Origin of the sequence: Azoarcus sp. L1K30 (assembly GCF_018122735.1) — a bacterium.
Taxonomy (GTDB): Bacteria; Pseudomonadota; Gammaproteobacteria; order Burkholderiales; family Rhodocyclaceae; genus Parazoarcus.
Genome location: NZ_JAGRRD010000001.1, coordinates 4,064,258 through 4,087,268, shown reverse-complemented (window position 1 = coordinate 4,087,268; position 23,011 = coordinate 4,064,258). Strand labels below are relative to the sequence as shown.

The 23,011-nt window shown below is 64.0% G+C and carries 27 protein-coding genes; 21 read left to right on the top strand and 6 right to left on the bottom strand.

Annotated features, from left to right (window positions below):
• The first annotated feature begins 25 nt into the window (after positions 1-25).
• The 9 genes from J5J83_RS18745 (at position 26) to J5J83_RS18705 (ending at position 9,314) form a co-directional block, all read left to right on the top strand.
• Complete coding sequence (locus J5J83_RS18745; protein ID WP_349251922.1) at positions 26-553, top strand: YkgJ family cysteine cluster protein; 528 nt, start codon at positions 26-28, stop codon at positions 551-553.
• A gap of 168 nt (positions 554-721) precedes the next feature.
• On the top strand, positions 722-1,654 hold the full coding sequence (ppk2, locus tag J5J83_RS18740; RefSeq protein WP_249115784.1) for a polyphosphate kinase 2: 933 nt from the start codon (positions 722-724) through the stop codon (positions 1,652-1,654).
• A 208-nt stretch (positions 1,655-1,862) separates the two neighbouring features.
• Positions 1,863-3,968, top strand: coding sequence for an EAL domain-containing protein (locus J5J83_RS18735; RefSeq protein WP_212351450.1), 2,106 nt, complete (start codon positions 1,863-1,865; stop codon positions 3,966-3,968).
• Positions 3,965-6,133 (top strand): ATP-dependent helicase, encoded by a 2,169-nt coding sequence (locus J5J83_RS18730; RefSeq protein WP_212351449.1) that lies wholly within the window; start codon positions 3,965-3,967, stop codon positions 6,131-6,133. Before J5J83_RS18735 ends, J5J83_RS18730 begins: the two co-directional genes overlap by 4 nt.
• A gap of 74 nt (positions 6,134-6,207) precedes the next feature.
• Positions 6,208-6,747 (top strand): RNA polymerase sigma factor SigZ, encoded by a 540-nt coding sequence (gene sigZ / locus J5J83_RS18725; RefSeq protein ID WP_212351448.1) that lies wholly within the window; start codon positions 6,208-6,210, stop codon positions 6,745-6,747.
• 71 nt (positions 6,748-6,818) lie between these two features.
• Positions 6,819-7,874: a permease gene (locus J5J83_RS18720; RefSeq protein WP_212351447.1), complete on the top strand. Its 1,056-nt coding sequence runs from the start codon at positions 6,819-6,821 to the stop codon at positions 7,872-7,874.
• A 10-nt stretch (positions 7,875-7,884) separates the two neighbouring features.
• Positions 7,885-8,133 (top strand): thioredoxin family protein, encoded by a 249-nt coding sequence (locus J5J83_RS18715; RefSeq protein WP_212351446.1) that lies wholly within the window; start codon positions 7,885-7,887, stop codon positions 8,131-8,133.
• Between the two features lie 327 nt (positions 8,134-8,460).
• The gene (locus tag J5J83_RS18710; protein WP_349251921.1) at positions 8,461-8,946 is read left to right on the top strand and encodes a J domain-containing protein; all 486 of its coding nucleotides are present in this window, start codon (positions 8,461-8,463) and stop codon (positions 8,944-8,946) included.
• Between the two features lie 50 nt (positions 8,947-8,996).
• Positions 8,997-9,314 (top strand): hypothetical protein, encoded by a 318-nt coding sequence (locus tag J5J83_RS18705; protein ID WP_212351444.1) that lies wholly within the window; start codon positions 8,997-8,999, stop codon positions 9,312-9,314.
• 348 nt (positions 9,315-9,662) lie between these two features.
• On the opposite strand, the gene J5J83_RS18700 is transcribed toward J5J83_RS18705, so the two are convergent.
• The gene (locus J5J83_RS18700) at positions 9,663-10,664 is read right to left on the bottom strand and encodes a LysR substrate-binding domain-containing protein (RefSeq protein WP_212351443.1); all 1,002 of its coding nucleotides are present in this window, start codon (positions 10,662-10,664) and stop codon (positions 9,663-9,665) included.
• A 20-nt stretch (positions 10,665-10,684) separates the two neighbouring features.
• Here J5J83_RS18700 and J5J83_RS18695 point away from each other — a divergent pair, with 20 nt between their 5' ends.
• The 9 genes from J5J83_RS18695 (at position 10,685) to arsA (ending at position 16,604) form a co-directional block, all read left to right on the top strand.
• Positions 10,685-11,005: a carboxymuconolactone decarboxylase family protein gene (locus J5J83_RS18695; protein ID WP_212351442.1), complete on the top strand. Its 321-nt coding sequence runs from the start codon at positions 10,685-10,687 to the stop codon at positions 11,003-11,005.
• A 10-nt stretch (positions 11,006-11,015) separates the two neighbouring features.
• Entirely contained in the window at positions 11,016-11,411 is a 396-nt protein-coding gene (locus tag J5J83_RS18690) for a tautomerase family protein (protein WP_212351441.1), read from the top strand.
• Positions 11,412-11,429: 18 nt separating this feature from the next.
• Positions 11,430-11,828 carry a 4-oxalocrotonate tautomerase family protein gene (locus J5J83_RS18685; RefSeq protein ID WP_212351440.1) on the top strand — a complete coding sequence of 133 codons (399 nt, stop codon included), beginning with the start codon at positions 11,430-11,432 and terminating at the stop codon, positions 11,826-11,828.
• Positions 11,829-12,057: 229 nt separating this feature from the next.
• The gene (locus J5J83_RS18680; protein WP_212351439.1) at positions 12,058-12,429 is read left to right on the top strand and encodes a metalloregulator ArsR/SmtB family transcription factor; all 372 of its coding nucleotides are present in this window, start codon (positions 12,058-12,060) and stop codon (positions 12,427-12,429) included.
• Positions 12,429-12,938 (top strand): arsenate reductase ArsC, encoded by a 510-nt coding sequence (locus tag J5J83_RS18675; protein ID WP_212353419.1) that lies wholly within the window; start codon positions 12,429-12,431, stop codon positions 12,936-12,938. The genes J5J83_RS18680 and J5J83_RS18675 overlap by 1 nt, the downstream gene beginning before the upstream one ends.
• 27 nt (positions 12,939-12,965) lie before the next feature.
• Positions 12,966-13,379, top strand: a complete 414-nt coding sequence (locus tag J5J83_RS18670; protein ID WP_212351438.1) for an arsenate reductase ArsC — start codon at positions 12,966-12,968, stop codon at positions 13,377-13,379.
• Between the two features lie 3 nt (positions 13,380-13,382).
• Positions 13,383-14,450: an ACR3 family arsenite efflux transporter gene (gene arsB / locus J5J83_RS18665; protein ID WP_212351437.1), complete on the top strand. Its 1,068-nt coding sequence runs from the start codon at positions 13,383-13,385 to the stop codon at positions 14,448-14,450.
• 17 nt (positions 14,451-14,467) lie between these two features.
• A complete protein-coding gene (gene arsD / locus J5J83_RS18660) occupies positions 14,468-14,839 on the top strand; it encodes an arsenite efflux transporter metallochaperone ArsD (protein ID WP_212351436.1) in 372 nt (123 codons plus the stop codon).
• Positions 14,840-14,855: 16 nt separating this feature from the next.
• A complete protein-coding gene (gene arsA / locus J5J83_RS18655) occupies positions 14,856-16,604 on the top strand; it encodes an arsenical pump-driving ATPase (RefSeq protein ID WP_212351435.1) in 1,749 nt (582 codons plus the stop codon).
• 43 nt (positions 16,605-16,647) lie between these two features.
• On the opposite strand, the gene J5J83_RS18650 is transcribed toward arsA, so the two are convergent.
• Positions 16,648-17,598: a LysR family transcriptional regulator gene (locus J5J83_RS18650; protein WP_212351434.1), complete on the bottom strand. Its 951-nt coding sequence runs from the start codon at positions 17,596-17,598 to the stop codon at positions 16,648-16,650.
• A 106-nt stretch (positions 17,599-17,704) separates the two neighbouring features.
• On the opposite strand from J5J83_RS18650, the gene J5J83_RS18645 reads away from it, so the two are divergent.
• The 3 genes from J5J83_RS18645 (at position 17,705) to J5J83_RS18635 (ending at position 19,530) form a co-directional block, all read left to right on the top strand.
• Positions 17,705-18,406: a pirin family protein gene (locus tag J5J83_RS18645; protein WP_212351433.1), complete on the top strand. Its 702-nt coding sequence runs from the start codon at positions 17,705-17,707 to the stop codon at positions 18,404-18,406.
• Between the two features lie 66 nt (positions 18,407-18,472).
• Positions 18,473-18,886, top strand: a complete 414-nt coding sequence (locus tag J5J83_RS18640) for a DoxX family protein (RefSeq protein WP_212351432.1) — start codon at positions 18,473-18,475, stop codon at positions 18,884-18,886.
• 89 nt (positions 18,887-18,975) lie between these two features.
• Entirely contained in the window at positions 18,976-19,530 is a 555-nt protein-coding gene (locus tag J5J83_RS18635; protein ID WP_212351431.1) for a flavodoxin family protein, read from the top strand.
• Between the two features lie 56 nt (positions 19,531-19,586).
• Here the strand turns inward: J5J83_RS18635 and J5J83_RS18630 are convergent, their stop codons facing one another.
• From J5J83_RS18630 to J5J83_RS18615, 4 genes are read right to left on the bottom strand one after another with little or no spacing between them, the layout of a single operon-like run.
• Positions 19,587-20,249: an HAD-IB family hydrolase gene (locus J5J83_RS18630; RefSeq protein WP_212351430.1), complete on the bottom strand. Its 663-nt coding sequence runs from the start codon at positions 20,247-20,249 to the stop codon at positions 19,587-19,589.
• Between the two features lie 39 nt (positions 20,250-20,288).
• A complete protein-coding gene (locus J5J83_RS18625) occupies positions 20,289-21,107 on the bottom strand; it encodes a phosphodiesterase (protein ID WP_212351429.1) in 819 nt (272 codons plus the stop codon).
• A gap of 12 nt (positions 21,108-21,119) precedes the next feature.
• Positions 21,120-22,193, bottom strand: a complete 1,074-nt coding sequence (locus J5J83_RS18620; protein ID WP_212351428.1) for an ABC transporter ATP-binding protein — start codon at positions 22,191-22,193, stop codon at positions 21,120-21,122.
• Positions 22,190-23,011 carry an ABC transporter permease gene (locus J5J83_RS18615; RefSeq protein WP_212351427.1) on the bottom strand — a complete coding sequence of 274 codons (822 nt, stop codon included), beginning with the start codon at positions 23,009-23,011 and terminating at the stop codon, positions 22,190-22,192. Before J5J83_RS18615 ends, J5J83_RS18620 begins: the two co-directional genes overlap by 4 nt.

The window sequence follows — 23,011 nt, the reverse complement described above, 5'->3', positions numbered from 1 at the left end:
CATGCGCCTCACCGGGGGATCCTCCGTGCACAAAGACAAGCGACTGTTCCAGCTTCACGCCGCGATCGATACCCGCGTGCACGCCATCCGCGCCGAACGTGAAGCCTGGCTGTGCGGCAAGGGCTGCGACAGCTGCTGCCGGCGACTGGCCGACATCCCCACGCTGACAGAAGCGGAGTGGCAGCTGCTTCTGCAGGGTCTGAATGCGATGACGGGCGCGCAGCGCGAAGACATCCACCTCAAGATGGCAGCACTGGCCAGCACACAAACCCGCCCCGTCGTCTGCCCCATGCTCGACGAGACCACCGGCGCCTGCCCGGTCTATGCGCAGCGCCCGGTGGCCTGCCGGACCTATGGCTTCTACGTACAGCGTGAGCTCGGACTATATTGCAGCGATATCGAATCGCAGGTGAACGAAGGCATGCTGGCGGACGTCGTGTGGGGCAACCACGACGCCGTAGACCGCGAACTCGCCGCGCTCGGCACGGCACGGGCGCTGACGCAGTGGTGGTTCGACGCCATCCGCGATGGCGACATCGCTGCAGCGGTCTGACGCGGTATTCCTGCGGCAGCGCGTACCGACCTGTAACGGTAACGTAACGGGCATAGCATGTCCGACCAAGGCGACACCCCGCGGTGGCGCCGGTGCCCCAGGCCCGTCGTCGGGCCAACCCGCACAGGGGCACTTACATTCTCGCCCGCGCACAGAACAGGAGCCGCCATGCACCGCAAGCCCCCTGCACAGAACAACGACGCCAGTCACCGTGCCTACACCGAAATGCTCGACAGCTTCGACGAGGAGCTGGAGATGGAGATCGACGACAATCGCATGAACCAGCTGTATGGCGACATGCCCGTCCATCCGGATCTCGACAGCAGCACGCTCGATCGGCGTTTCTATTTCAAGGAGCTGTTTCGCCTGCAGGGCGAACTGGTCAAGCTGCAGGACTGGGTCGTGCACAAGAAACTCAAGGTCGTGGTGATCTTCGAGGGCCGCGATGCGGCCGGCAAGGGCGGCGTCATCAAGCGCATCACCCAGCGCCTCAACCCGCGCGTCTGCCGTGTTGCTGCCCTGCCCGCGCCGAGCGAGCGCGAGCGTACGCAGTGGTACTTCCAGCGTTATGTGAGCCACCTGCCGGCGGGTGGGGAGATCGTCCTCTTCGATCGCAGCTGGTACAACCGCGCCGGCGTCGAAAAGGTCATGGGCTTCTGCACCGAGGACGAATACGAGGAGTTCTTCCGCACCGTACCCGAGTTCGAGAAGATGCTCATCCGATCGGGCATCATCCTGATCAAGTACTGGTTCTCCATCACCGACGAAGAACAGAACCTGCGTTTCCAGATGCGCATCCATGATCCGCTCAAGCAGTGGAAGCTGTCGCCGATGGATATGGAGTCGCGCCGCCGCTGGGAGGACTACACCAAGGCCAAGGAAACGATGCTCGAACGCACCCATATCGCCGAAGCACCGTGGTGGGTGATCGAGGCGGTCGACAAGAAGAAGGCGCGCCTCAACTGCATCCACCACCTGCTGGAGCAGATCCACTACGAGGAGGTCCCGCGCGAGCCGGTGGAAATGCCGGCGCGGGTGCACAACCCCGACTACCTGCGCGCGCCCGTGCCGCCCGAGATGTACGTACCAGCAAGATACTAGCCACGGCTGGCTCGCCCGCCTTGACGGACTCCTCCGCACGTGATGCTTGTGCGACAATGCCGCATGGCGAAACAGCATGACCGAATCCGGCGACGTGTTCTGCACCAGGTGCACCACCTGACGCAGCCCGACGGTTGTGCCTGCCACGCGGCAAAGACAGCTGGCCATGGAATCTGCCGTGCACACACGACCGGGTTGACGCGCTGAAGTGAGCACCTCGGCGCACCTCGAAGACAGCCTGATGCAACAGGCGGCCCCGCTTTTGAAGGGGCTTTTCAGCAATGCGCTGATCGGCATCTACGTCATTCAGGACGGTCGCTTCGTCTTCGTCAATCCGCGTCTCGCTGCGCTGTTCGGCTATACGCAGGAAGCACTGTGTTCGGGCATGGGTCCGATGGACCTGACCGCTCCCCGCGACCAGCCTCTGGCGAAACGGGAGATCGATCGCCGCATATCGGGCGATGCCAAGGCAAGCTTCTACAGCTTCGAGGGTATGCGCAAGGACGGCAGTACCCTGGATGTCGAAGTCTTCGGTGTTGCCACGACTTACTCCGGCCGCCCCGCCATCATCGGCATGCTGCTCGACGTGTCGGAGCGCTGCCAGGCAGAACGTGCGGTAGCGGATCAGCTGCGCTTCATCGCGCAACTGCTCGATACCATCCCGAGCCCGGTGTTCTACAAGGACAGCACCGGCCGCTACCTGGGCTGCAACACGGCCTTCGAAGATTATCTCGGCAAGAAGCGGACCGAACTCATCGGCCGTACGGTGTATGACATCTCGCCCAAGGATCTGGCGGACCAGTATTTCGCGGCCGACAAGCGTCTGTTCGATCAGCGCGGCACACAGACCTATGAAACCAATGTCGTGTATGCGGATGGCACCCGGCGCGATGTGGTGTTCTACAAAGCCACCTTCAACGACGCGCGCGGCGAGCTGGGCGGGCTGGTGGGCGTCCTGCTCGACATCTCCGAACGCAAGCGCATGGAACAGGCGATCTGGCGCGAGGCCAACTACGATGCCTTGACCGGGCTGCCCAATCGGCGCCTGTTCCATGATCGTCTGCGGGAAGAGATCAAACGTGCCCAACGCCATGGCACGCGGCTGGCGCAATTGTTCATCGATCTCGACCGCTTCAAGGAGATCAACGACACCCTCGGCCACGACCTCGGCGACAAGCTGCTGATCGAGGCCGCCGCACGCATCCACAAGGTCCTGCGCGCCAGCGATACCGTTTCGCGGCTGGGCGGCGACGAGTTCGTGGTGGTCTTGCCGGACATGGACGACAAGTCGGCCGCCGCCACGGTAGCGCAACACATCATCGACCAGATGCAGATGCCCTTCGAACTCGACGGCAAGCTGGCTTACGTATCGGCCAGTATCGGGATCGCGTTCTACCCCGACGACAGCACCGAGATCGACACCTTGCTCAGTTATGCGGACCAAGCCATGTACGCGGCCAAGGCCCAGGGCCGCAACGGATTCTGCCATTTCGCCCAGCCGATGCAGGTCAGCGCCATGCGCCGCCTCGAGACCGGCAACGACCTGCGCCACGCGGTGGCCGACAAGCAGCTGGTGCTGCACTACCAGCCCATCGTCGACCTCACCGACAACCGCATCGTAAAGGCCGAGGCCCTGGTACGCTGGCAGCACCCGACACGGGGCCTGCTGGGCCCAGACGAGTTCATCCCGATCGCGGAAGACATCGGCGTCATCGTCGACATCGGTCACTGGGTATTCGAGCAGGCCATGGCGATGGCAGCGCGATGGCACGCCGCCACAGACACTGCGCAAAGCGTCCAGATCAGCATCAACATGTCTCCCCGGCAATTCATGGGCGGCAAGAGCACCGAGTGGATCGACTACCTGCGGCAGCACGGTCTGCCGGCAAGCGTGCTGGCGGTGGAAATCACCGAGGGGCTGCTGCTCGACACCCGCCCCGCCGTCATCGACACCTTGCTGGCCTTCCGCGACGCCGGGGTGCAGGTCAGCATCGACGACTTCGGCACCGGGTACTCGGCCATGTCCTACCTGAAGAAGTTCGATATCGACTACCTCAAGATCGATCGTTCCTTTGTTCGCGATCTCACCACCGACGCCTCTGACCTGGCCATTGCCGAAGCGATGATCGTGATGGCGCACAAGCTCGGCATGAAGGTGGTCGCCGAGGGCGTCGAGACCGACGCGCAGCGCGACCTGCTGCGCAGCGCGGGGTGCGACTACGCACAAGGCTATCTGTTTTCCCGGCCGTTGCCGGCGGACGCATTCGAGATCCTGCTGCAGACACTGGCGCGGGACGGCGCCGAAACCGCATGAAGGCAGCCCCCCGCTTTCAGCCCGCCGGTTTCGTGCCCACCGCAGAGCAAAGTACGATCCAGACCCACAGTGCGCGCTACATCATTGCCATGGCCAATGCCGGCGCGGCCAAGACCACCACGCTGGCATTGCGCATTGCCGAGTCGGTCAGGCGTGGCGTATCGCCCGAGCACATCGTCGCCCTGTGCTTTTCAAGCGAAGCCGCACGGGTGCTGGGATCGCGCCTGATCGAAATCGGTCTCGACGCCAAGCTGGCGCGCCGTGTGCGCTGCGCGACCTTCGACGCGTTCGCGCGCCAGGTGTTGCTTGATCACGAGGGACGCGACACCCCGTACCTGCCCGATTTCGAGGACGTGGCGCCGCATGTGCGCAGCGCCGTGACCGACGTCCAGCGCATCAACGCGGCACGACGCACCCCGCGCGAACTCTGGCTGCCCGAACACAACGCCCCGATCGCCGACTTTCTGAAGATCGTTCGCCAGTTGAAGGCGCAACAGGTCTCGCCGGAGATCGACGACGACGACACCGTCGCCTCCCGCGCCGAAGCGCTCAATGTGCCCGAAGGCCTGTTCGCCCTCTTCCGCCAGCTGGAGAAGGCCCGCGCCGGCGATGGAGACGGTTGCCGCTGGCGCACCGAGTTCGACGCCACCTACGATCTGGCCATGCTGCTCACCCAGGGTCAGGTGCCGGTCAGCCTGCCCGGCTATCGCGTAGTCATCGTCGACGAGTTGCAGGACATGAACCCAGCCGCGCTGACCTGTCTCGAGCATCTGATCGAGCACGGCCGCGCCTGGTTCACCGGCGCCGGCGATTTCGATCAGGTCATCCACCGCTGGGCCGGTGCCGACGCCAGTTTTCTGCGCACACGCCTGGGTGCGAACTGGCACGGCGTGCAGCGCCTGCCGCTCACCGCTACCTTCCGCCACGGCCCGGCGATGGCCATGGCCACGCACTTTCTGAAGAACAAGGCAGTCGCATCCCGTCGCGACCACGATGCACGACTGCAGCTGGTGCGCTACACCGACGACGAAGACGAAGCCGCGAAACTCGTTACCGCACTGCTCGACTGGCAGCAACGCAGCAAGCGGCTCGATGCCTGTGCCGTCATCCTGCGCGCGCCGCACCAGTCGATCGCGATCGAGAACGCCCTGCTGCAGGCCGGGCTCGGATGGCGCCTCGAGGGGCTGCAAAGCTACCTCTTGCGCCCCGAAATTCTCATGCTGCGCGGCGTGATCGCCTTTGCACTCGAAGACTACGAATCCATCCCTGGCGCGGACAAGCGTTTCCAGGTTCTGCAGGCGCTCGAACTGTGGCAGGAGCTCTCATGGGGCGATCGTCGGGTGGAAGACCTCAAGACCGCCGCCGCCCAGCCCGATCTCTTCGACGCCTTCCTCAAGGGCCGGCTGCTGCGCCCGCAAACCGTCGCCGACAAGGCCGCAGCGGATCTCTCGGACGAAGCTGAAACCCGGGCGGCACATCGCCTGCTGGAGCAGATCGCCCGCCTGCGTCGCGAAGGACACCATGACGAAGCCAACGCCATGTTGCGGCAGAAGCAGCAAGAAGCGGAAACCGTGGATGAAGCCCCCGCCCAGCGCAATGCCCGCCTGCGTCTGACGCAAGCGCTGGCAGCGCTGCGCGACAGCCCCGACGACGAACCCGCACACCTGTCACTGGCACGGGCCATCGCCATCCTCGACCTGCGCGGGACGGCAAAGCGCCTCTTCATCGACCCCGGCACGGCCGACATGGTCGCACGCTCGGTCGATGGTTTGGTCGCCGCCGCCCGCAGCATCAACCAGCCCTTGCGCGAGTTCGCACAATGGCTGCGCAAGGCGGAGGAGAAGTCGGCCGAACTGCGCAAGCGCAAGACCGTCTTGCTATGCACCGTCGAGGCGGCAAAAGGACAGGAGTTCGATGCCGTCATGCTGCCCGGGCTGGCCGAGGGCAGCTTCCCGCTCGCCGGCTGGGACCGCAGTGAAGAACACAATCGCTTCTACGTGGCGGCGACCCGGATGCGCGACGAACTCACGCTGTTCGCCCCCGAGACTGACGCACGCGTCAGCCCCTTCGTGAGCGCGATGAAACTGGAGAGCGCGATCGCCCGCGGCCGCACCCTGCTCGATGCCCGGCTCAGCGGGCACGAAACACAGGCGCATGGCTTGTGAACCCGCACGTTCGGCCTACACTGAAACTGGATCAAACAACCTGGCATCGTGCAGCCCCCCGAGCCACCCCTACCATGAAATGCATCAGTGACGCCTGGACGAGCCACGCTGGCGAGCTTCTCCGTTTCGTGAGCGGCCGCATTGCCAATGCCGACGAAGCCAGGGATCTCGTACAGGAGATCTTCCTGCGCGCCATGTTGCGCAGCCACGGCCTGTGCGGGATCGACAACCCCCGGGCCTGGCTGTTCCACGTCGCGCGCAATCTGCTCATCGACCGCTATCGTGCGGCGAAGGAGCATATCGCGCTGGACGAAGCCGACTACTCGGCGCCCGAACAGACGCAACACCCTGTCGAGGCGCTCTCGGCCTGCCTGCCACGCGCACTCGCCGAACTCTCGGCCGAAGACCGCGAGGCCCTGACACTGTGCGACATCGAGGGGCTCCCGCAGCAAGCCTATGCCGAGCGACTCGGGCTCACGCTCCCGGCGGCGAAATCCCGTGTTCAGCGCGCGCGCAGGCGGCTCAGGGACCACCTCGTCAGCGCCTGCCAGGTACGCTTCGACGACACCGGCCAAGTGTGCTGTTTCGTCCCACGCACCCACGCCGAAAGATAGCTGCGCAAGGGTGCATCCTTTGCGCACCGGCTACGTCTTCTACAGCAGGAAGACCCGAAACGAAGCCCATCATGCAAATCGACGCCCCCCACCCCGCGAATGACCCGCAGCGCTCACTGCGCTGGGCAACCGGCATCGCCCTTGCCACCATCGTGTGGATCGCGGCCTATACGCACCTCACCGATTTTGCCGACAGTGTTCTGCGCCTGCTCGGCCTGAGCCGCGACACCGCTTTTGGCGAAGCGCTTCACTTCTTCTTCTACGACACCCCGAAAGTCTTGCTGCTGCTGACCGGCATCGTGTTCGTGATGGGCGTCGTGCAGACCTATTTCGCCCCGGAACGCACCCGCGCGCTGCTGTCCGGCCGCCGTGCCGGCGTGGGCAACATCCTGGCCGCCACCCTCGGCATCGTCACCCCCTTCTGCTCGTGCTCGGCCGTGCCGCTGTTCATTGGTTTCCTGTCGGCCGGCGTGCCGCTGGGGGTGACTTTCTCCTTCCTGATCTCCGCGCCGATGGTCAACGAAATCGCGCTGGCGCTGCTGTTCGGCATGTTCGGCTGGAAGGTCGCGGCGCTGTATCTCGGCCTCGGGCTGCTGGTCGCCATCGTCTCCGGCATCGTCATCGGCAAACTCCACATGGAATGCCATCTCGAAGACTGGGTGCAGGCCATACAGGCGCGGACGGATCAGCACTACGAGCACGACACCATGACCTGGATCGAGCGTGGAGAAGCGGGCCTTGCCCACATCCGCGAGATCGTCGCCAAGGTGTGGCCCTACATCATCGCCGGCATCGCACTGGGCGCCGGCATACATGGCTACGTGCCGCAGGATTTCATGGCCTCGTTCATGGGCAAGGACGTATGGTGGGCCGTGCCCGCCGCCGTCGTGCTCGGCGTGCCGATGTACACCAACGCCGCCGGCATCATCCCCATCGTCGAGGCCCTCATCGGCAAGGGCGCCGCACTGGGCACCGTGCTCGCCTTCATGATGAGCGTCATCGCGCTGTCGGCGCCCGAGATGATCATCCTGCGCAAGGCACTCAAACCCCGCCTCATCGCCACGTTCGCAGGCGTCGTCGCCGGCGGCATCCTGCTGGTGGGCTACATTTTCAATCTCGTTCTGTAGGGAGCACATCATGAAAGACGTCAAGGTTCTGGGCCCCGGCTGCGCCCGCTGCAAGACGCTGGCCGAAATGGTGCAGCAGTCTGCCGATCAGGCCGGCATCGCCATCAAGCTGGAGAAAATCGACGACATGGCCACCATCGTCGGCTACGGCGTCATGAGCACACCAGGGCTGGTCATCGACGGCAAGCTCGTACACGCCGGTGGCTTGCCGGACGCGAAGAAAATTGCGGGGTGGCTGCAGGACGGCCCCGCCACGTAAGACGTGATCGCGCCGTATGCCGCGACGTCGATCAACGCATACGGCGGAACGCGCCTCGACTGCTCACCCAACCCGGATGCCGGTGCGCGTGGCAACGCCTGCAGGCCATTCCGGGTGCGCAATTTGCTATTCCTCTGGATACAGCTTCCAGAGGGGCGATTCTTGTCATGTTTGCTTCAAATCATCCCACAAACCGCCCACACGCAGGGGCCGCAGTAAGTGGATGGCTCCAGCGCGGAAGCACACCGCCAGGTCGATATCACGATGCCAACACCCGAGAGGTGAGGCATGTATGACACTGGCGCCACTGCGGACGATGATGAATGGGTGATCTGGAACGGCGAGCACGGCCTGGTCACCACCGCAACGCTCGGCCGTGTCGAAGCGGGCCCAAAAGGTCGGAGGGCATGGCTGGAAGAGCCGTTCGACATGGTGGGCCCGTTCGATCTTGACGCACTCGAAGCGCACGGCCGAATCGCCTTCGCCGCATGTATCGTCATGTCGCGCCAGCGTTGGCAAGACGATCAGGTGGAGCTGCGGCGCGGCTCTCTGAACATGCGCCGCGCTGCCCAGCAGCGGATGAACGAGGAATTTTCGCGCTTCTCAAGCCGGCAACGCGGGCGCCAGCCCGTAGACGAGCAGCAGCATCGGGAGGCTCTGGATCTGCCGACCCAGGGAAAACTTGAACGGCGTGAGGTCAATGCCGCGTTTCGGCGGCTCGCCCAGAAGGCGCACCCGGACGCCGGTGGCAATCACGAACAGTTCGTACGGATCAGCAAGGCACGCCAAGTCTTGCTCGCAAGCATCTCATGACCGACGGCCAGAGGCCATTCTCTGGAATCAACGGATAGGCGAATGCACCCATGTCCCAGATCATCCATTTTCCCGTGTCGAACAATCAGCGAAGTCATGATTACGATTCAGACATCGACGAAGCGCTGGCATCCATCCCGTCGAAAGACCGGGAGAAGCTCAGGTTCGAGCTGATCAAGACGATTGATGGCTATGACGCCTTCTTCACGCAATGGTCCCTGAGTCTTCCTGACGACAGTGACGAAACGCTGAAAAAGCAGATCTACGATCTGGCCCATCAGGAGCACGGCCGGAAGGTGCGCATGCTCAAAGACATCATGATGCTGAAAGCCAAGGTTCTGGTTGCGGAATACCGCAAGCACCGATGACCTGGTTCGAACATGCAAATCCGGCCTGCCGCGTGCAGGTCGAACCTGCTCGCGGGTAATCCCGAAGATCTGGCCCGTCTGCTCCTGCACTAGACCGGCCGGCGAGGGGAGAGGCGCAGTTCGGTATCTGTTGAGATCGTTTTCGGCCGCCTGGCGGGTTCCCGAGACGCCGAAAACCGTATCGCGAAAATGATGCCTCGCGGTGGATGGCCGGAAGGGTCTTGCAGGAAGGGCGCGAATGACTGGGATTCGACCGGAGCCACCGGCCAGCAAAACAGATGCAGACGGCTGCTTAACACAACAATACGGACACGCTTACTCAGCAGAGAATCAACACTGCATTGGATTTTAATGTGGTGAGATATTCGACTTTTGCAGCGTGGCGCAGCCTTGTTTATCTCTACCCAAGTCAGCAATAGCGTCGACCACAATATATGCCAGCTGATTCACGGCATCGGACTGTCTTTCCGAGGCCCGATAGAGCTTGAGAACAACCGGCGGCAAGGCTGGCAGATCGTCGCGCACCGCCAGATTGTGCGGTAGCCCGAAGCGCGAGCGCACCGTGACGCCCAGCCCGGCGCCGACTGCCGTCCATACCCCAACCAGGCTCATGCTGGTCACGGCGACGCGCCAGGACAGCCCCGCCGCATCAAGTGCCGCCGTCGCAGCGCTACGCATCACGCAGGGCGCTTCGAAAACGACCAGCGGCAAGGCCTGCGTCCGAGCGTCTGTGTTCAGAGGATGATCGCTTGGTCCGATCCAGCACAAGGGGAACTGCCCGAGACTCTCGCCGTGAGGCAGCCCGCTGCCGGTTTCCCAGGCCAATGCTAAGTCGAGGCGGCCATCATTCATCAAGCGCACGAGTTCCATGTTGCGCGCCAGTTGTACTTCCACGGCCACCTGTGGGTGTGCCCGGGCAAAGTCGCCGAGCATGCGCGACAGCAGATGCTCGCCGAAATCCTCTGATAGCCCGATCCGCACGCTGCCGGACAGGCTCATGCCGCGCACGGCAATCGCGGCCTCGTCATTCAGCGCCAGCAGCCGGCGCGCGTAGCCGAGAAAGCGCTCGCCAGTCGGCGTTAGTTCCAGTCCGCGGCCAGCCTTGCGCAGGATCGGCGCGCCGATCTGGTCTTCCAGTTTCTTGAGCTGGGCGCTGACCGCCGATGCAGAGCGCCCCACCCGATCCGCTGCCCGCGCGAAACCGCCGAGATCGACACCGGTCACGAAACTTCGGAGCGCATCCAGATCGAAGTGGATGCGTGGCAAACGATCATTCATATTTTCAGAATCATTGATCCAAATATTTTCGATAGACGGAACAATCGTGCAGAAATATGCTGCCCTCGTCAATCACCCACAAGGAGCACACCATGACCAACCTGCTGAGCTACGGCCGCCAGGCCATGGGCGACGAAGCCGTCAAACTCGCACAACTCACCGACGATGTTGTCTTCGGCGACGTCTGGGAGCGCCCCGAGCTTTCTAAGCGCGACCGTTCGCTGATCACCGTCGCCGCGCTGCTGGCACTCTACCGACATGAGCAGCTGCCCGGCCATCTCGAACGGGCGCTGGTCAACGGCGTCACGCGCGAGGAACTGATCGAGACCATCACTCACCTCGCCTTCTACGCCGGTTGGCCGGCCGCGCACTCTGCCATCCAGCGGCTGAACGCCATTCCCCCCGCTAACTGAGGAGATCGCCATGCCGCTCGTCCGCATCAGCCTGTGCCGGGGCAAACCGCTGCCTTACCTCGACTCCCTGGCCGATGGCATTCATCAGGCCATGGTCGAGGCCTTCGACGTACCGCCCGACGACCGTTTCCAGACAATTCACCAACTCGCCACCGACAAACTGCGCTATGACCCGCATTACCTTGGCGGCCCTCGCAGCGCCGATTTCGTGCTGGTTGAAATCACCGCCGGCCGGCCGCGCAGCACCGCGACCAAGGCCGCATTCTATCGCTGCCTGGCCGCACGTCTACAGGCCAGCCCCGGCCTGCGCCCGGCCGACCTGATGGTCGTCATCACCACCACGGAGCGCGACGAATGGTCTTTCGGCCACGGCCTAGCCACGCTGCTTCAGCCCGCCAATTCGTAAGCAATAAGGAGAGTCTCGATGCCCATCCTCACCGTCAAGCTCAGCGCTTCACCCTCGCCGCAACTGACGCAAGCCGTCGCCGACATGCTGATCGAGGCTACCGAGCGCATCCTGAAGAAGAAACGTTCGGTTACGGCCATCGTCATCGATTACGTAGCGCCGGGAAACTGGCTGATCGCGGGCAACTCGCTAGTTGAACACGCCATGAACAGCGTCTATTTCGACATCAAGATCACCGACGAGACCAACACCAAGGATGAAAAGGCGCAGTACATCACCGAAACCTTCGCCGGCTTCGCGCGCCTGATCGGGCCGCTGCATGAGAATAGCTACATCTACGTCCAAGATGTGCGCGCCGCAGCCTACGGCTATGGCGGTCGAACGCAGGAGTATCGATACCATCAGCCACCTGCTTGAACCGCTGTCAATTTCAGTCGTCAGCGACGGTCAACCGAGTAATTCAGCGAAAAAGCAATTCTGACAAGTTGCCTGCTATTCCACTGCACCACTGCAGATTCCCTCATCATCTGCTGCAGTAGTTCTTCAGTCCCCCGGCGAGCCTCTCACGAACCGCGCCAACCTGCACAGATGCTCCTGCAACAAAAACTTCATCATCCACAGCGAACAATTCGATAATATTCGAAGTATGGAAACATTAAACGCTGCCGAACTCCTTGCTGCCCTGGGCCATGAATCGCGCCTGAGCATCTTCAGACTGCTGGTCGAAGCGGGCCCGGCGGGCATTTTTGCAAGCGCGATCGGGGAACAGCTCGGCATGGCGCCGGCGACGCTGTCCTTCCACCTTGCGCATCTGAGCCGGGTGGGGCTGATTCGCGGGCAGAAGGAGAGCCGCTTCATCCGCTACACGGCCGAGTTTCCGACCATGGACGAACTGATCGCTTTTCTGACCAGCAACTGTTGCCAGGGCGAAGCCTGCCTGCCCAGGGCAAGCGCTTGCGACACGACGGCGAAACGTCGAAACCTCGAAACAAACACGAACATCTGCAAGGAGTCCTGATCATGGAACGCCCGCTCAACGTCCTGTTTCTGTGCACGGGCAACTCGGCACGGAGCATTCTGGCCGAAGCCATTCTGAACCATGTCGGCAAGGGCCGTTTCAATGCCTTCAGCGCCGGCAGCCATCCCAACGGCACGGTCAATCCCTTTGTTCTCGAACTGCTCAAGCAGCAGGGGCTCAAAACCGAGGGACTGCGCAGCAAGGGCTGGGACGAGTTCTCCGGCCCGGATGCGCCCAGGCTCGATTTCGTGTTTACCGTATGCGACAACGCCGCCGGCGAGGTCTGCCCGGTGTGGCCGGGTCAGCCGATGACGGCGCACTGGGGCATCGAAGACCCCGCGGCGGAAACGGGTGACGATACCGCAAAGCGTCATGCCGTATCCAAGGCACTGCACATGCTGAATCGCCGTATTGCACTCTTTACCAACCTGCCGTTTGCCAAGCTCGACCGTCTGTCGCTGCAGCGCCAGCTGGACACGATCGGCGACTTGCGCAAGCAGGGCGAGTGACCCCACCTTACCGAGTCAATGCAGACAATGAACGACATCAAGACCGTACTGGTGCTGTGCACCGGAAACTCCTGTCGCTCGCAGATGGCCGAAGCGATCCTCAACCACGACCTCGGCGATCGGGTGCGAGCCCTGTCCGCCGGCACATTGCCGCAGCCCAAGGTTGCCGATGGCGCCATCGAGGCCTTGAAGGCCGCGGGTCTGCCGACCGAGGGGCTTTATCCGAAGACCATCGACGCCCTCATCGACGAGCCCATCGACCTGGTAGTGACGGTGTGCGACAACGCCAAGGAAAGCTGTCCGATCTTCCCGCGCGCGGTGCCGCGCATGCACGTCCCCTTTCACGATCCGCACGGCGAGTCGCTGGAGAGTTTCATCAAGGTGCGCGACGACATTCGCGCGCGGCTGGTGCCCGTTGTCCGCAGCGCGCTGGAGTTGTGAACGATGTCAGCACAATGTGAAGTCACCGCAAAGGTCGCCGCTGGTGCACCAATGAGTGTGTTCGAACGTTACCTGACGGTGTGGGTGTTTCTGTGCATCGTCACCGGGATTGCGCTGGGGCAGTTCGCGCCGGGCGTGTTCCAGACCATCGGCCGCATGGAATACGCGCAGGTCAATCTGCCGGTCGGACTGCTGATCTGGGTGATGGTGATCCCGATGCTGGTCAAGGTCGATTTCGGCGCGCTGCATGAAGTGAGGCAGCATGTGCGCGGCATCGGCGTGACCCTGTTCGTGAACTGGCTGGTAAAGCCGTTCTCCATGGCCTTACTGGGCTGGCTCTTCATTCGCCACCTGTTTGCGCCGATGCTGCCTGCCGAACAGCTCGACAGCTATGTGGCCGGCCTGATCCTGCTGGCGGCGGCCCCGTGCACCGCGATGGTTTTCGTGTGGAGCAGGCTGACCAACGGCGACCCCTTGTTCACCTTGTCGCAGGTGGCGCTCAACGACACCATCATGGTGTTCGCCTTCGCCCCGCTGGTCGGCCTGCTGCTGGGCATCTCGGCGATCACCGTGCCGTGGGCGACGCTGGTCACCTCGGTGGTGCTGTACATCGTGATCCCGGTGATCCTCGCGCAGGTGTGGCGCAAGATGCTGCTGGCGAAAGGTCAGGCCGCGTTCGATGCCGCGATGGAGAAGATCGGACCATGGTCGATCTCGGCGCTGCTGCTGACGCTGGTCCTGCTGTTCGCCTTCCAGGGCGAGGCGATCCTCAGGCAGCCGCTGATCATCGCCTTGCTGGCCGTGCCCATCCTGATCCAGGTGTTCTTCAATTCGGCACTGGCCTACTGGCTCAACCGTGCCGTCGGCGAAAAGCACAATGTGGCCTGCCCGTCTGCGCTGATCGGTGCGTCAAACTTCTTCGAGCTCGCAGTGGCGGCGGCGATCAGCATCTTCGGCTTCGAATCCGGTGCGGCGCTGGCGACGGTGGTCGGCGTGTTGATCGAGGTGCCGGTAATGTTGCTGGTGGTGAAGGTGGTAAATTCGTCCAAGGGCTGGTACGAGGCCCGTTAGTCTCCAAGGAGATCGTCATGACAAAACTCGAAGTCTTCGACCCCGCGATGTGTTGCTCCACCGGTGTGTGTGGCGTCGATGTCGACCCCGTGCTGGCCCAGTTTGCGGCCGACCTGAAGTGGGTCGAAGAACACGGAATCGTGGTTGAACGCCACAACCTCGGTCAGGCGCCACAGGCATTCGTGGCCAACCCGGCGGTGGTCAAGGAGATGGAAGCCGGCATGGAGCGCCTGCCCATCCTTGCGGTAGATGGCCACATCGTGTCGACCGGCATGTACCCGTCGCGCCTGCAGCTGGCGCAGAAGCTCGGCATCACGCTGACACGCGACGAGAAGCCCCGCATCAAGGCCGGCAGCCCGTGCTGCTCGCCCGACTCCGGCTGCTGCTGAGGCGAGGGAGCAGATCATGGCATTGCCCGACGTTCACACGCGCTACCTGTTCTTTACCGGCAAGGGTGGCGTCGGCAAGACCTCGCTATCCTGCGCCACAGGCCTCGCGCTGGCGGACGCGGGCAAGCGGGTGCTGATCGTCAGCACCGATCCGGCCTCCAACCTCGACGAGGTGCTCGGCATTGCGCTGGGTCAGGCACCGACCGCCGTGCCGGATGCCCCCGGCCTGTTCGCGCTCAACATCGACCCGGAAGCGGCAGCGCACGCCTATCGCGAGCGCATGGTATCGCCCTACCGCGGCATTCTTCCCGATGCGGCCATCCGCAGCATGGAAGAACAGTTTTCCGGCGCGTGCACGGTTGAAATCGCCGCCTTCGACGAATTTTCCAAGCTGCTTGGCGACCCCGCGGCGACGGCCGGCTTCGACCACGTCATCTTCGATACCGCGCCCACCGGACACACGCTGCGGCTGCTCACGCTGCCGTCGGCGTGGAACGAATTCATCGACTCCACCACGGGTGGCGCATCCTGCCTCGGCCCGCTGGCCGGGCTGGAAAAGCAGAAGGCCTTGTATGCCGCCACCGTCGAGCGACTGGCCAATCCGGCGGAAACCACCGTCATCCTGGTGAGTCGCCCGGACGAGGCTTCGTTGCGGGAAGCGAACCGGACCTTTGGAGAACTGGCCGAGCTCGGCATCGGCAACCAGCTGTGCGCAATCAACGGTGTGTTCGCGTCCGGCACGTCCGACGACGCGGTCGCGCAGGCCATGTCGCACCGCGCCGCCGACGCCCTGGCACGCATGTCCCCGCGCCTCGCTGCACTCCCGCGCGTGTCCATTCCCTTTCTGCCCCGGGGAACGGTCGGACTGGAGGCGCTGCGACTGATGGCGCATCCCGACACGGCGGTCACACCGCGTACCGCAGAGCCCCCTGCCACCGCGCTGCCCCCCGGTGTTGCCGGGCTCGTGGACGACATCGCCCGCGCCGGTCATGGTGTCGTCATGACGATGGGCAAGGGCGGTGTGGGCAAGACCACGGTTGCTGCCGCCATCGCGCTGGCACTGGCCCGGCGCGGAAACAAGGTCGTGCTGTCGACCACCGATCCGGCAGCCCATGTGGCGGCCGCGCTCGACGACAGCGTACCCGGGCTGACGGTCACCCGCATCGACCCGGACCTCGAGGTGACGCAATACACCCGGGAAGTGCTGGCCACGGCCGGCAGCAATCTGAATGCGGCCGGACGCGCCATGCTGGAAGAGGATCTGCGCTCGCCGTGCACCGAGGAGATCGCGGTGTTTCGCGCCTTTGCACGCACCGTCGACCAAGGCAAGAACGGCTTCGTGGTGCTCGACACCGCACCGACCGGCCACACCATCCTGCTGCTCGACGCGGCCGAGGCCTACCATCGCGAAGTGATGCGCACCCGGGGCGACATGCCGGAATCGGTCCGGGAGTTGCTGCCGCGCCTGCGCGACGGGGCATTCACGCATGTTCTGATCGTCACCTTGCCCGAGGCGACGCCAGTTCATGAAGCCGAGCGCCTGCAGGGCGACCTGGCACGGGCCGGCATCAAGCCGTTTGCCTGGGTGATCAACCAGTCGCTGCTCGCCAGCGGCACGCACGATCCGCTGTTGAGCCAGCGCGGAGAATACGAGATTCCCTTCATTCGCCGGGTGGCGGACGAACTGTCCGCACGCAGCGCGCTGATTCCGTGGCTGGCAAAGGCGCCCGTCGGCGCACCGGGGCTGGCGCAAATCACGCGCTGAGGGCGGGCCGGATTCCATTCGCGCGAGGCGCGGCCAGTGCCGCTCAGATGCCGACGCCGGACCGCTCGCCCAACAGCGCCCTGCGTGTCACCGGGCGCTTCAACTGCTCGAGCCACCATTGCAGCGCGCGGCCCGGTTCGCTGCGTTCGCGCTTGAGCCAGACGTAACTGATCTGGACCTGACGTTCGGTGCGCTCGACCGCCTTGACTACCAAGCGACCGGAATCGACATAGGGCTGCGCCAGGCAGACCGGCAGAAAGCCCGCCCCCATGCCGCGGACCTGCGCATCGAGCTTGGCCGCCAGGCTGGTGACGGTGAACACGTCCTGACCGGGAAGCAGCCCGGTGGTGATGCCTGCCCCGCGCGGATTCGAGTCGGCAATGGCCACCGCGCGGTGGCGGCGAATCAGTTCGTCGCTCAGGGGCTCGGCTTCGCCCGCCAGCGGATGATGCGGCGCCACGGCGAAGATGAAACGGACCTCGCCGATGTTCTCGCGCTGAAGGCCGGCGCTGCTCCCCGACTCCACCCCCATACCGGCAAAGGCAAGGTCGGCCTGCCCCGAGGTGAGCGCCTCCAGCGTGCCCGACAGGGTTTCGTCGCGCAGCTTCAGCCGCGTGGGCGGGTTCATGGCGAAGAAGGCCTCGCACAATTCCATCACCGTCACGCGGTTGATGATGCTGTCCACCGCGATGGTGAACTGCGCCTCCCAACCGGTCGCAACACGCTTGACGCGATTGGCCACGGCGTCGATGTCGGCCAGCAGCCGTCCGCCTTCGCGCAGCAGTTCGGCGCCGGCCTCGGTGAGCCTGGCCTGGCGCGAACGGCGGTCGAACAGCAGCACATCGAGCGCATCCTCGATCTGTCGCACGCGGTAGGTCAGCGCACTGGGCACCACGTTCATTGCGCGCGCGGCCGCGGCAAAGCTGCCGGTGCGCTCAATGGTCTGCAGCATGGCCAGCGCATCAGGGGTCAGGACCTCGCGGGGCATCAACATGGGCCACTCCTTCGTTCAAATCATTTGAATGATGCCATCAAATCCGCAGACTCATCACCGCACCCCTCGCCGCCACAATGGATCCCATCAACAAGGAGATCCAGACATGATGACCTTACGCAAATCGCAAGACCGCGGCCACGCCGATCACGGTTGGCTCAAGAGTCAGCACTCGTTCTCGTTTGCCGGCTACTACGACCCTGCGCACATGGGCTGGGGCAATCTGCGCGTGATCAACGAAGATCGCGTGGCGGCGGGCACCGGTTTCGGCCGACACGGCCACCGCGACATGGAGATCATCAGCTATGTGCTGGCCGGCGAACTCGCCCACCAGGACAGCATGGGCCACATCAAGGGCATTCCCCCCGGCGATGTGCAGCGCATGAGCGCCGGCACCGGCGTCACCCATAGCGAGTTTAACCATGCGCAGGACCAGACCACGCACTTCCTGCAGATCTGGATCGAACCGAACGTGACCGGCATTGCGCCGAGCTACGAGCAGAAATCGATCCCGGCAGCGCAGAAGCGCGGCACGCTGCGCCTGATCGCCTCGCCGGACGGCGCGCAGGACTCGGTGACGATTCACGCCGATGCGGCGCTCTACGCCGGACTGTTCGACGGCGACGAACGCGCTGAACTGACGCTGGCGGCGGGACGCAAGGGCTATGTGCATCTGGTGCGCGGCACGCTCGAGGTCAATGGTCAGACATTGTCGACCGGCGACGCAGCCCTGCTCGACAACGAGACGCAAATCGCACTCGGCGGCGGTCACGACGCCGAAGTGCTGGTTTTTGACCTTGCCGCCTGAACAACACAGACCACACCCTCAACCCCAAACCCTCAATCTCAAACAGAACCCGATAAAGGAATCGCCATGCTCAACACCCTTCAGAACCCCCTCAGCCTCATCGGCCGCCTGCTGCTCGCCGCACTCTTTCTCCCTGCGGGGATCGGCAAGCTGACCGGCTTCTCCGGCACCGTCGGCTACATCTCGTCGGTCGGACTGCCGCTGCCGGAAGTTGCCGCAGCGCTCGCACTGATCGTGGAAATCGCTGGCGGTCTGGCGCTCATCGCCGGCTTTGGCACCCGTCTGGCGGCCCTGGCACTGGCCCTGTTCACGCTGGTCGCATCGTTCTTCTTCCACAACTACTGGGGCGTTGCGGCCGAACAGCAGTTCGTCCAGCAGTTGCTGTTCTACAAGAACATCGCCGTCGCAGGCGGTCTCTTCACCCTTGCCGCCTTCGGTGCCGGCGCCTGGAGTGTGGACGCCCGTCGCGCTGCCGCCTGACCCCTCTCCCATGAACCTCGACCACCGCCCGCAACATGCGGTGGTCGGATTGCAGTAACCCAACCCAAAGCAGCCTCAAGGAGCATGAAATGAGTAAAGTCGTCGTGGTTTATCACTCCGGTTACGGTCACACCCAGCGCATGGCAGAAGCGGTTGCCGAAGGCGCTGACGCTACGCTCGTCGCTATCAATGCCGAAGGCAACCTGCCCGAAGGCGGCTGGGATCTGCTTGCAGCGGCAGACGCCATCGTCATGGGCAGCCCGACCTACATGGGCACGGTGAGCTGGCAGTTCAAGAAGTTCGCCGACGCGTCATCCAAGGCGTGGTTCAGCCAGCAGTGGAAGGACAAGGTCTTTGCCGGCTTCACCAACAGCGCGACGATGAACGGCGACAAGCTGTCCACCCTGCACTACCTGTTTACGCTGGCGATGCAGCACAGCGGGATCTGGGTGGGCACGGGCATGATGCCGAGCAACACCAAGGCGGCACAGCGCAACGACCTGAACTTCGTCGGCTCCTTCAGCGGCGCAATGGCGCAGTCGCCGTCTGACAGCAGCCCCGACGAGATGCTACAGGGCGACCTCGAAACCGCCCGCCAGTTCGGCAAGCGCATCACTGAAGTGACGGCCCGCTTCAGAGCCTGAGGGTGAATGGTGGGGCGCGCCGGGGCTCGACGGCCTCGCGCCCGCCCCTCCCGCGATCAGGCGCAGCGCCAGCTCAGGGCCGGCCACTTGCGCGATTTCGCAATGGCACCCAGACGCTCGTCGGCATTGACGACGACAGGATGGCTCACGGCTTCGAGCAAGGGTAGATCGTTTGCCGAGTCGCTGTAGAAACGGCAGGCATCGAGCGCTTCCGCGCGCATCCCCCGGGCTTTCAGCCAGGCCATCAGGCAGGGCTGCTTGTGCTCGCGAAAACAGATCGGCCCGTCGATGCGCCCGGTCAGCATACCGTCCCGCACTTCGGCCCGCGACGCAATGACAGGCACATCGAGCAGTTCGCCAACCGCCTCCGCAATGAAACTGTGGGTTGCAGTGATGATCGCCAGCGTGTCGCCCCGCGCACGATGTTCGGCCAGCGCGACCAGCGCCTCCACACTGATGCGCGGTGCGATGCTGGATGCGACGAAGGCCGCGCGCACCGGCAGCCAGTCGCTCAGCGGGCGCTGCCCCAGCAGTCCCAGATGAAAGCCGTAGTAGTCTGAGATGTCGAGCTGTTCTGCGGCGTAGCGCACCATGTAGTCGGCCTGGGCCGCCAGTACGGTGGCGGGCAGATGGCCATGTTCAACCAGGTATTCGAGCCACAGGGTGTTGCTGTCACCGTCGAGCATGGTGTGATCGAGATCGAAGAGCGCAAGAGACATTGGAGTGATCGTGTGTGAAAGGTTTTGGGGCAGACCCGCTCAGTCGATGAGCTGTCCGTCCGCATCGAAAAATGGATACGGCCCGTCATAGTCGCCGACCACCGCGCCATGGCTGACGATGTGGCCGTCGGCCCACCAGTGCAGCATGTAGCCGGGCGGCTCCATCCGGAAGCGGCTCGGCGCGTCGGGACGGATATCCAGCGCCACCTGATGCGCCGGGCTCGGACTGGTCAGCACCCGGCGCCCGCCCACGGTGGTCTGGATGTTGCGGTGCAGATGGCCGCACAGAATAAGCTCGATCTGCGGATGACGCGAGACGATTTCGGCAAAGGCCTCGCGCCCGGTGAGGCCGATGTCGTCCATGTGGCCGATGCCGGTGACGAACGGGGGATGATGCATGACGACCAGCGTCGGTTTGTCGGTGGCCTGACTGAGCGTCGCATCCAGCCATTCGAGGCGTTCGCTGCACAGTTCGCCGCGCCCCGAGTTCGGCACCAGGGTATCGAGCCCGATGATGCGCAAGGGGAAGCGGTTCTCGATCACGAACTGCAGAAAGCCGCTTGCCGGCAGGTAGCCATCCGCGGCAAAGGCCGCGCGCAAGGCATCGCGGTCGTCATGATTGCCCGGCACGACCACGAGCGGCTGTTTCAGCGGAGCAAGCAGAGTCTTGAGGAAGACATATTCCTCTGCCCGTCCAAGGTCGACGAGGTCGCCACTCATCACGATCAGGTCCGGCTGCGGATCGAGTTTCAGCACATCGGCCACGCAGCGCTGCAGCATGGCCGCGGTATCGACGCGACGGTAGGCGAGTTTGCCGGGAAGCTTGATGTGGGTATCGGTAATCTGCGCGATCAGCATCGTCGCATTCCTTCAGAGACTGCCGCGTTGGGATGAGAGGTCGAGCACGCCCTGCGGGTCCACCCGCAGGCGAACCTGCTCCCCGACCCCTCGGGTGCAGCGCGCCGTGCTTTCCATCACCAGCGGCTGGCGGTCGCCAACGTCGACGAACAGCCGGGTACGGTCTCCCAGAAAGAAGGCGGCGGCGACCGAGCCGACCAGATCGGCAGGCTCGCCCTCCTCCGCAATCCGTACATCCTCGGGGCGGAACAGAATCTCATCGGCCGCACTGTGCCCGCCATACCAGGGCACGATGCCAGCGGCACACACGAAGCCATTGGCCCCCATCTCGCCGCTGAGCCGGTTCATCGTGCCAATGAAGCCGGCAACGAAGTGCGAAGCGGGCTGGTGATAGATCTCGCGCGGGGTACCGGTCTGGGCAACGCGGCCATGCGACATCACGATGATGCGATCGCCCAGCGCCATCGCTTCGGCCTGGTCGTGGGTGACGTAGATCGCGGTGATGCCGAGTTCGCGCAAGAGCTGATTGATCTCGACCCGCAGGGCGTCGCGCAACTGGGCATCGAGCGCGGTCAGCGGTTCGTCGAGCAGCAGCGCGCGAGGCTGCACCGCCAGCGCGCGCGCCAGCGCCACCCGCTGGCGCTGGCCACCCGAGAGCTGGTCGATGCTGCGGTCGGCCAGCGCCTCGATGCGCATCATCGCCAGCATCTCGGCCACCCGTGCGCGCTGCGCGGCCGCCGGCAGCTTGCGAATACGCAAGCCGTAGCCGACGTTCCCGGCCACCGTCATGTTGGGGAAGAGCGCATACGACTGGAACACCATGCCGACATTGCGCAATTCGATGCTCTGCGCGGTGACGTCCACCCCGTCGAACAACACCCTGCCGCCGGCATCCGGCTGCTCGAGGCCGGCGATGAGGCGCAGCGTGGTGGTCTTGCCGCAGCCGGAAGGCCCGAGCAGCACGAGCGTCTCGCCGGCATGGATGTCGAGATCGAGCGGCTCCAGCACGCGAGTGCCGTCGGCAAAGGTCTTGGCGCAGGATTTCAGGCTGATCGACAGGGGTTTCGTGGAAGCAGGGCGTGTCATGTCGACTCCGGAACGGGATCGTCGCGGATGAATCGTTTGCGCCGCGGACGGGCAATGGCCTGCAAGGCCAGCAGCAACGGCACGATCATCAGCAGAAAGATCAGGGTGTAGGCGCTGCCGATTTCGAGCCGCAGCGACGCATAGGCGTCCGCCAGACCAACCGGCAGGGTCTTGGTCAAGGGGGTGTGAAGCAGCCAGGTGAGGTTGAACTCGCCGATGGAAAGTGTCACCACCATCAGCGAGCCGGCAAGAATGCCGTTGCGGCAGTTCGGCAGCACGATGTCGAAGAAGCGCTGGCGAAATCCCGCACCCAGCGAGGCCGCGCCCTCCTCCAGGGTCTTGAGGTCGATCGACGCCAGCACGGCCAGCACCGAACGCACCATGAACGGCAGGGTGAACAGCACATGTCCGACCAGAATGAAGGTCCATGAGGTGCGAAAGCTCCCCATCCCGCCATAGGCCGAGATCAACGCGAGAGCAGTGGCAAGGCCGGGCACTGCAATCGGCAGCATCAGCAGTTCCTCGACCACCCGGCTCAGACGCGAGCCCGAGCGCGTCAGCACATAGGCGGTGGGTACGCCGAGCACCAGGGTGACGAGCAGGCAGGCGAGCGAGATGCCGATCGAACGGAAGATCGTATCGCGGTAGCCGTCCCACACCTCGAACACCCAGCGCAGGGTCAGCCCGCTTTCGAGGCCGACGAAGTAGTTGGACGTGAGGCCGGCCAGAATCGACAGCACGACCGGCACGATCAGGAAGGCGCACACCGCCAGGGTGAAACCCAGCTGCAAGCCGAAGAGCATCTTGTGACTTCTCAT

Bases quoted from the DNA above. Each gene is read 5' to 3' on its own strand.
- ppk2 (WP_249115784.1), top strand. From the start codon at position 722: ATGCACCGCAAGCCCCCTGCACAGAACAACGACGCCAGTCACCGTGCC.
- J5J83_RS18730 (WP_212351449.1), top strand. From the start codon at position 3,965: ATGAAGGCAGCCCCCCGCTTTCAGCCCGCCGGTTTCGTGCCCACCGCA.
- sigZ (WP_212351448.1), top strand. From the start codon at position 6,208: ATGAAATGCATCAGTGACGCCTGGACGAGCCACGCTGGCGAGCTTCTC.
- J5J83_RS18720 (WP_212351447.1), top strand. From the start codon at position 6,819: ATGCAAATCGACGCCCCCCACCCCGCGAATGACCCGCAGCGCTCACTG.
- J5J83_RS18715 (WP_212351446.1), top strand. From the start codon at position 7,885: ATGAAAGACGTCAAGGTTCTGGGCCCCGGCTGCGCCCGCTGCAAGACG.
- J5J83_RS18705 (WP_212351444.1), top strand. From the start codon at position 8,997: ATGTCCCAGATCATCCATTTTCCCGTGTCGAACAATCAGCGAAGTCAT.
- J5J83_RS18695 (WP_212351442.1), top strand. From the start codon at position 10,685: ATGACCAACCTGCTGAGCTACGGCCGCCAGGCCATGGGCGACGAAGCC.
- J5J83_RS18690 (WP_212351441.1), top strand. From the start codon at position 11,016: ATGCCGCTCGTCCGCATCAGCCTGTGCCGGGGCAAACCGCTGCCTTAC.
- J5J83_RS18685 (WP_212351440.1), top strand. From the start codon at position 11,430: ATGCCCATCCTCACCGTCAAGCTCAGCGCTTCACCCTCGCCGCAACTG.
- J5J83_RS18680 (WP_212351439.1), top strand. From the start codon at position 12,058: ATGGAAACATTAAACGCTGCCGAACTCCTTGCTGCCCTGGGCCATGAA.
- J5J83_RS18670 (WP_212351438.1), top strand. From the start codon at position 12,966: ATGAACGACATCAAGACCGTACTGGTGCTGTGCACCGGAAACTCCTGT.
- arsB (WP_212351437.1), top strand. From the start codon at position 13,383: ATGTCAGCACAATGTGAAGTCACCGCAAAGGTCGCCGCTGGTGCACCA.
- arsD (WP_212351436.1), top strand. From the start codon at position 14,468: ATGACAAAACTCGAAGTCTTCGACCCCGCGATGTGTTGCTCCACCGGT.
- arsA (WP_212351435.1), top strand. From the start codon at position 14,856: ATGGCATTGCCCGACGTTCACACGCGCTACCTGTTCTTTACCGGCAAG.
- J5J83_RS18650 (WP_212351434.1), bottom strand. From the start codon at position 17,598: ATGTTGATGCCCCGCGAGGTCCTGACCCCTGATGCGCTGGCCATGCTG.
- J5J83_RS18645 (WP_212351433.1), top strand. From the start codon at position 17,705: ATGATGACCTTACGCAAATCGCAAGACCGCGGCCACGCCGATCACGGT.
- J5J83_RS18640 (WP_212351432.1), top strand. From the start codon at position 18,473: ATGCTCAACACCCTTCAGAACCCCCTCAGCCTCATCGGCCGCCTGCTG.
- J5J83_RS18635 (WP_212351431.1), top strand. From the start codon at position 18,976: ATGAGTAAAGTCGTCGTGGTTTATCACTCCGGTTACGGTCACACCCAG.
- J5J83_RS18630 (WP_212351430.1), bottom strand. From the start codon at position 20,249: ATGTCTCTTGCGCTCTTCGATCTCGATCACACCATGCTCGACGGTGAC.
- J5J83_RS18625 (WP_212351429.1), bottom strand. From the start codon at position 21,107: ATGCTGATCGCGCAGATTACCGATACCCACATCAAGCTTCCCGGCAAA.
- J5J83_RS18620 (WP_212351428.1), bottom strand. From the start codon at position 22,193: ATGACACGCCCTGCTTCCACGAAACCCCTGTCGATCAGCCTGAAATCC.
- J5J83_RS18615 (WP_212351427.1), bottom strand. From the start codon at position 23,011: ATGAGAAGTCACAAGATGCTCTTCGGCTTGCAGCTGGGTTTCACCCTG.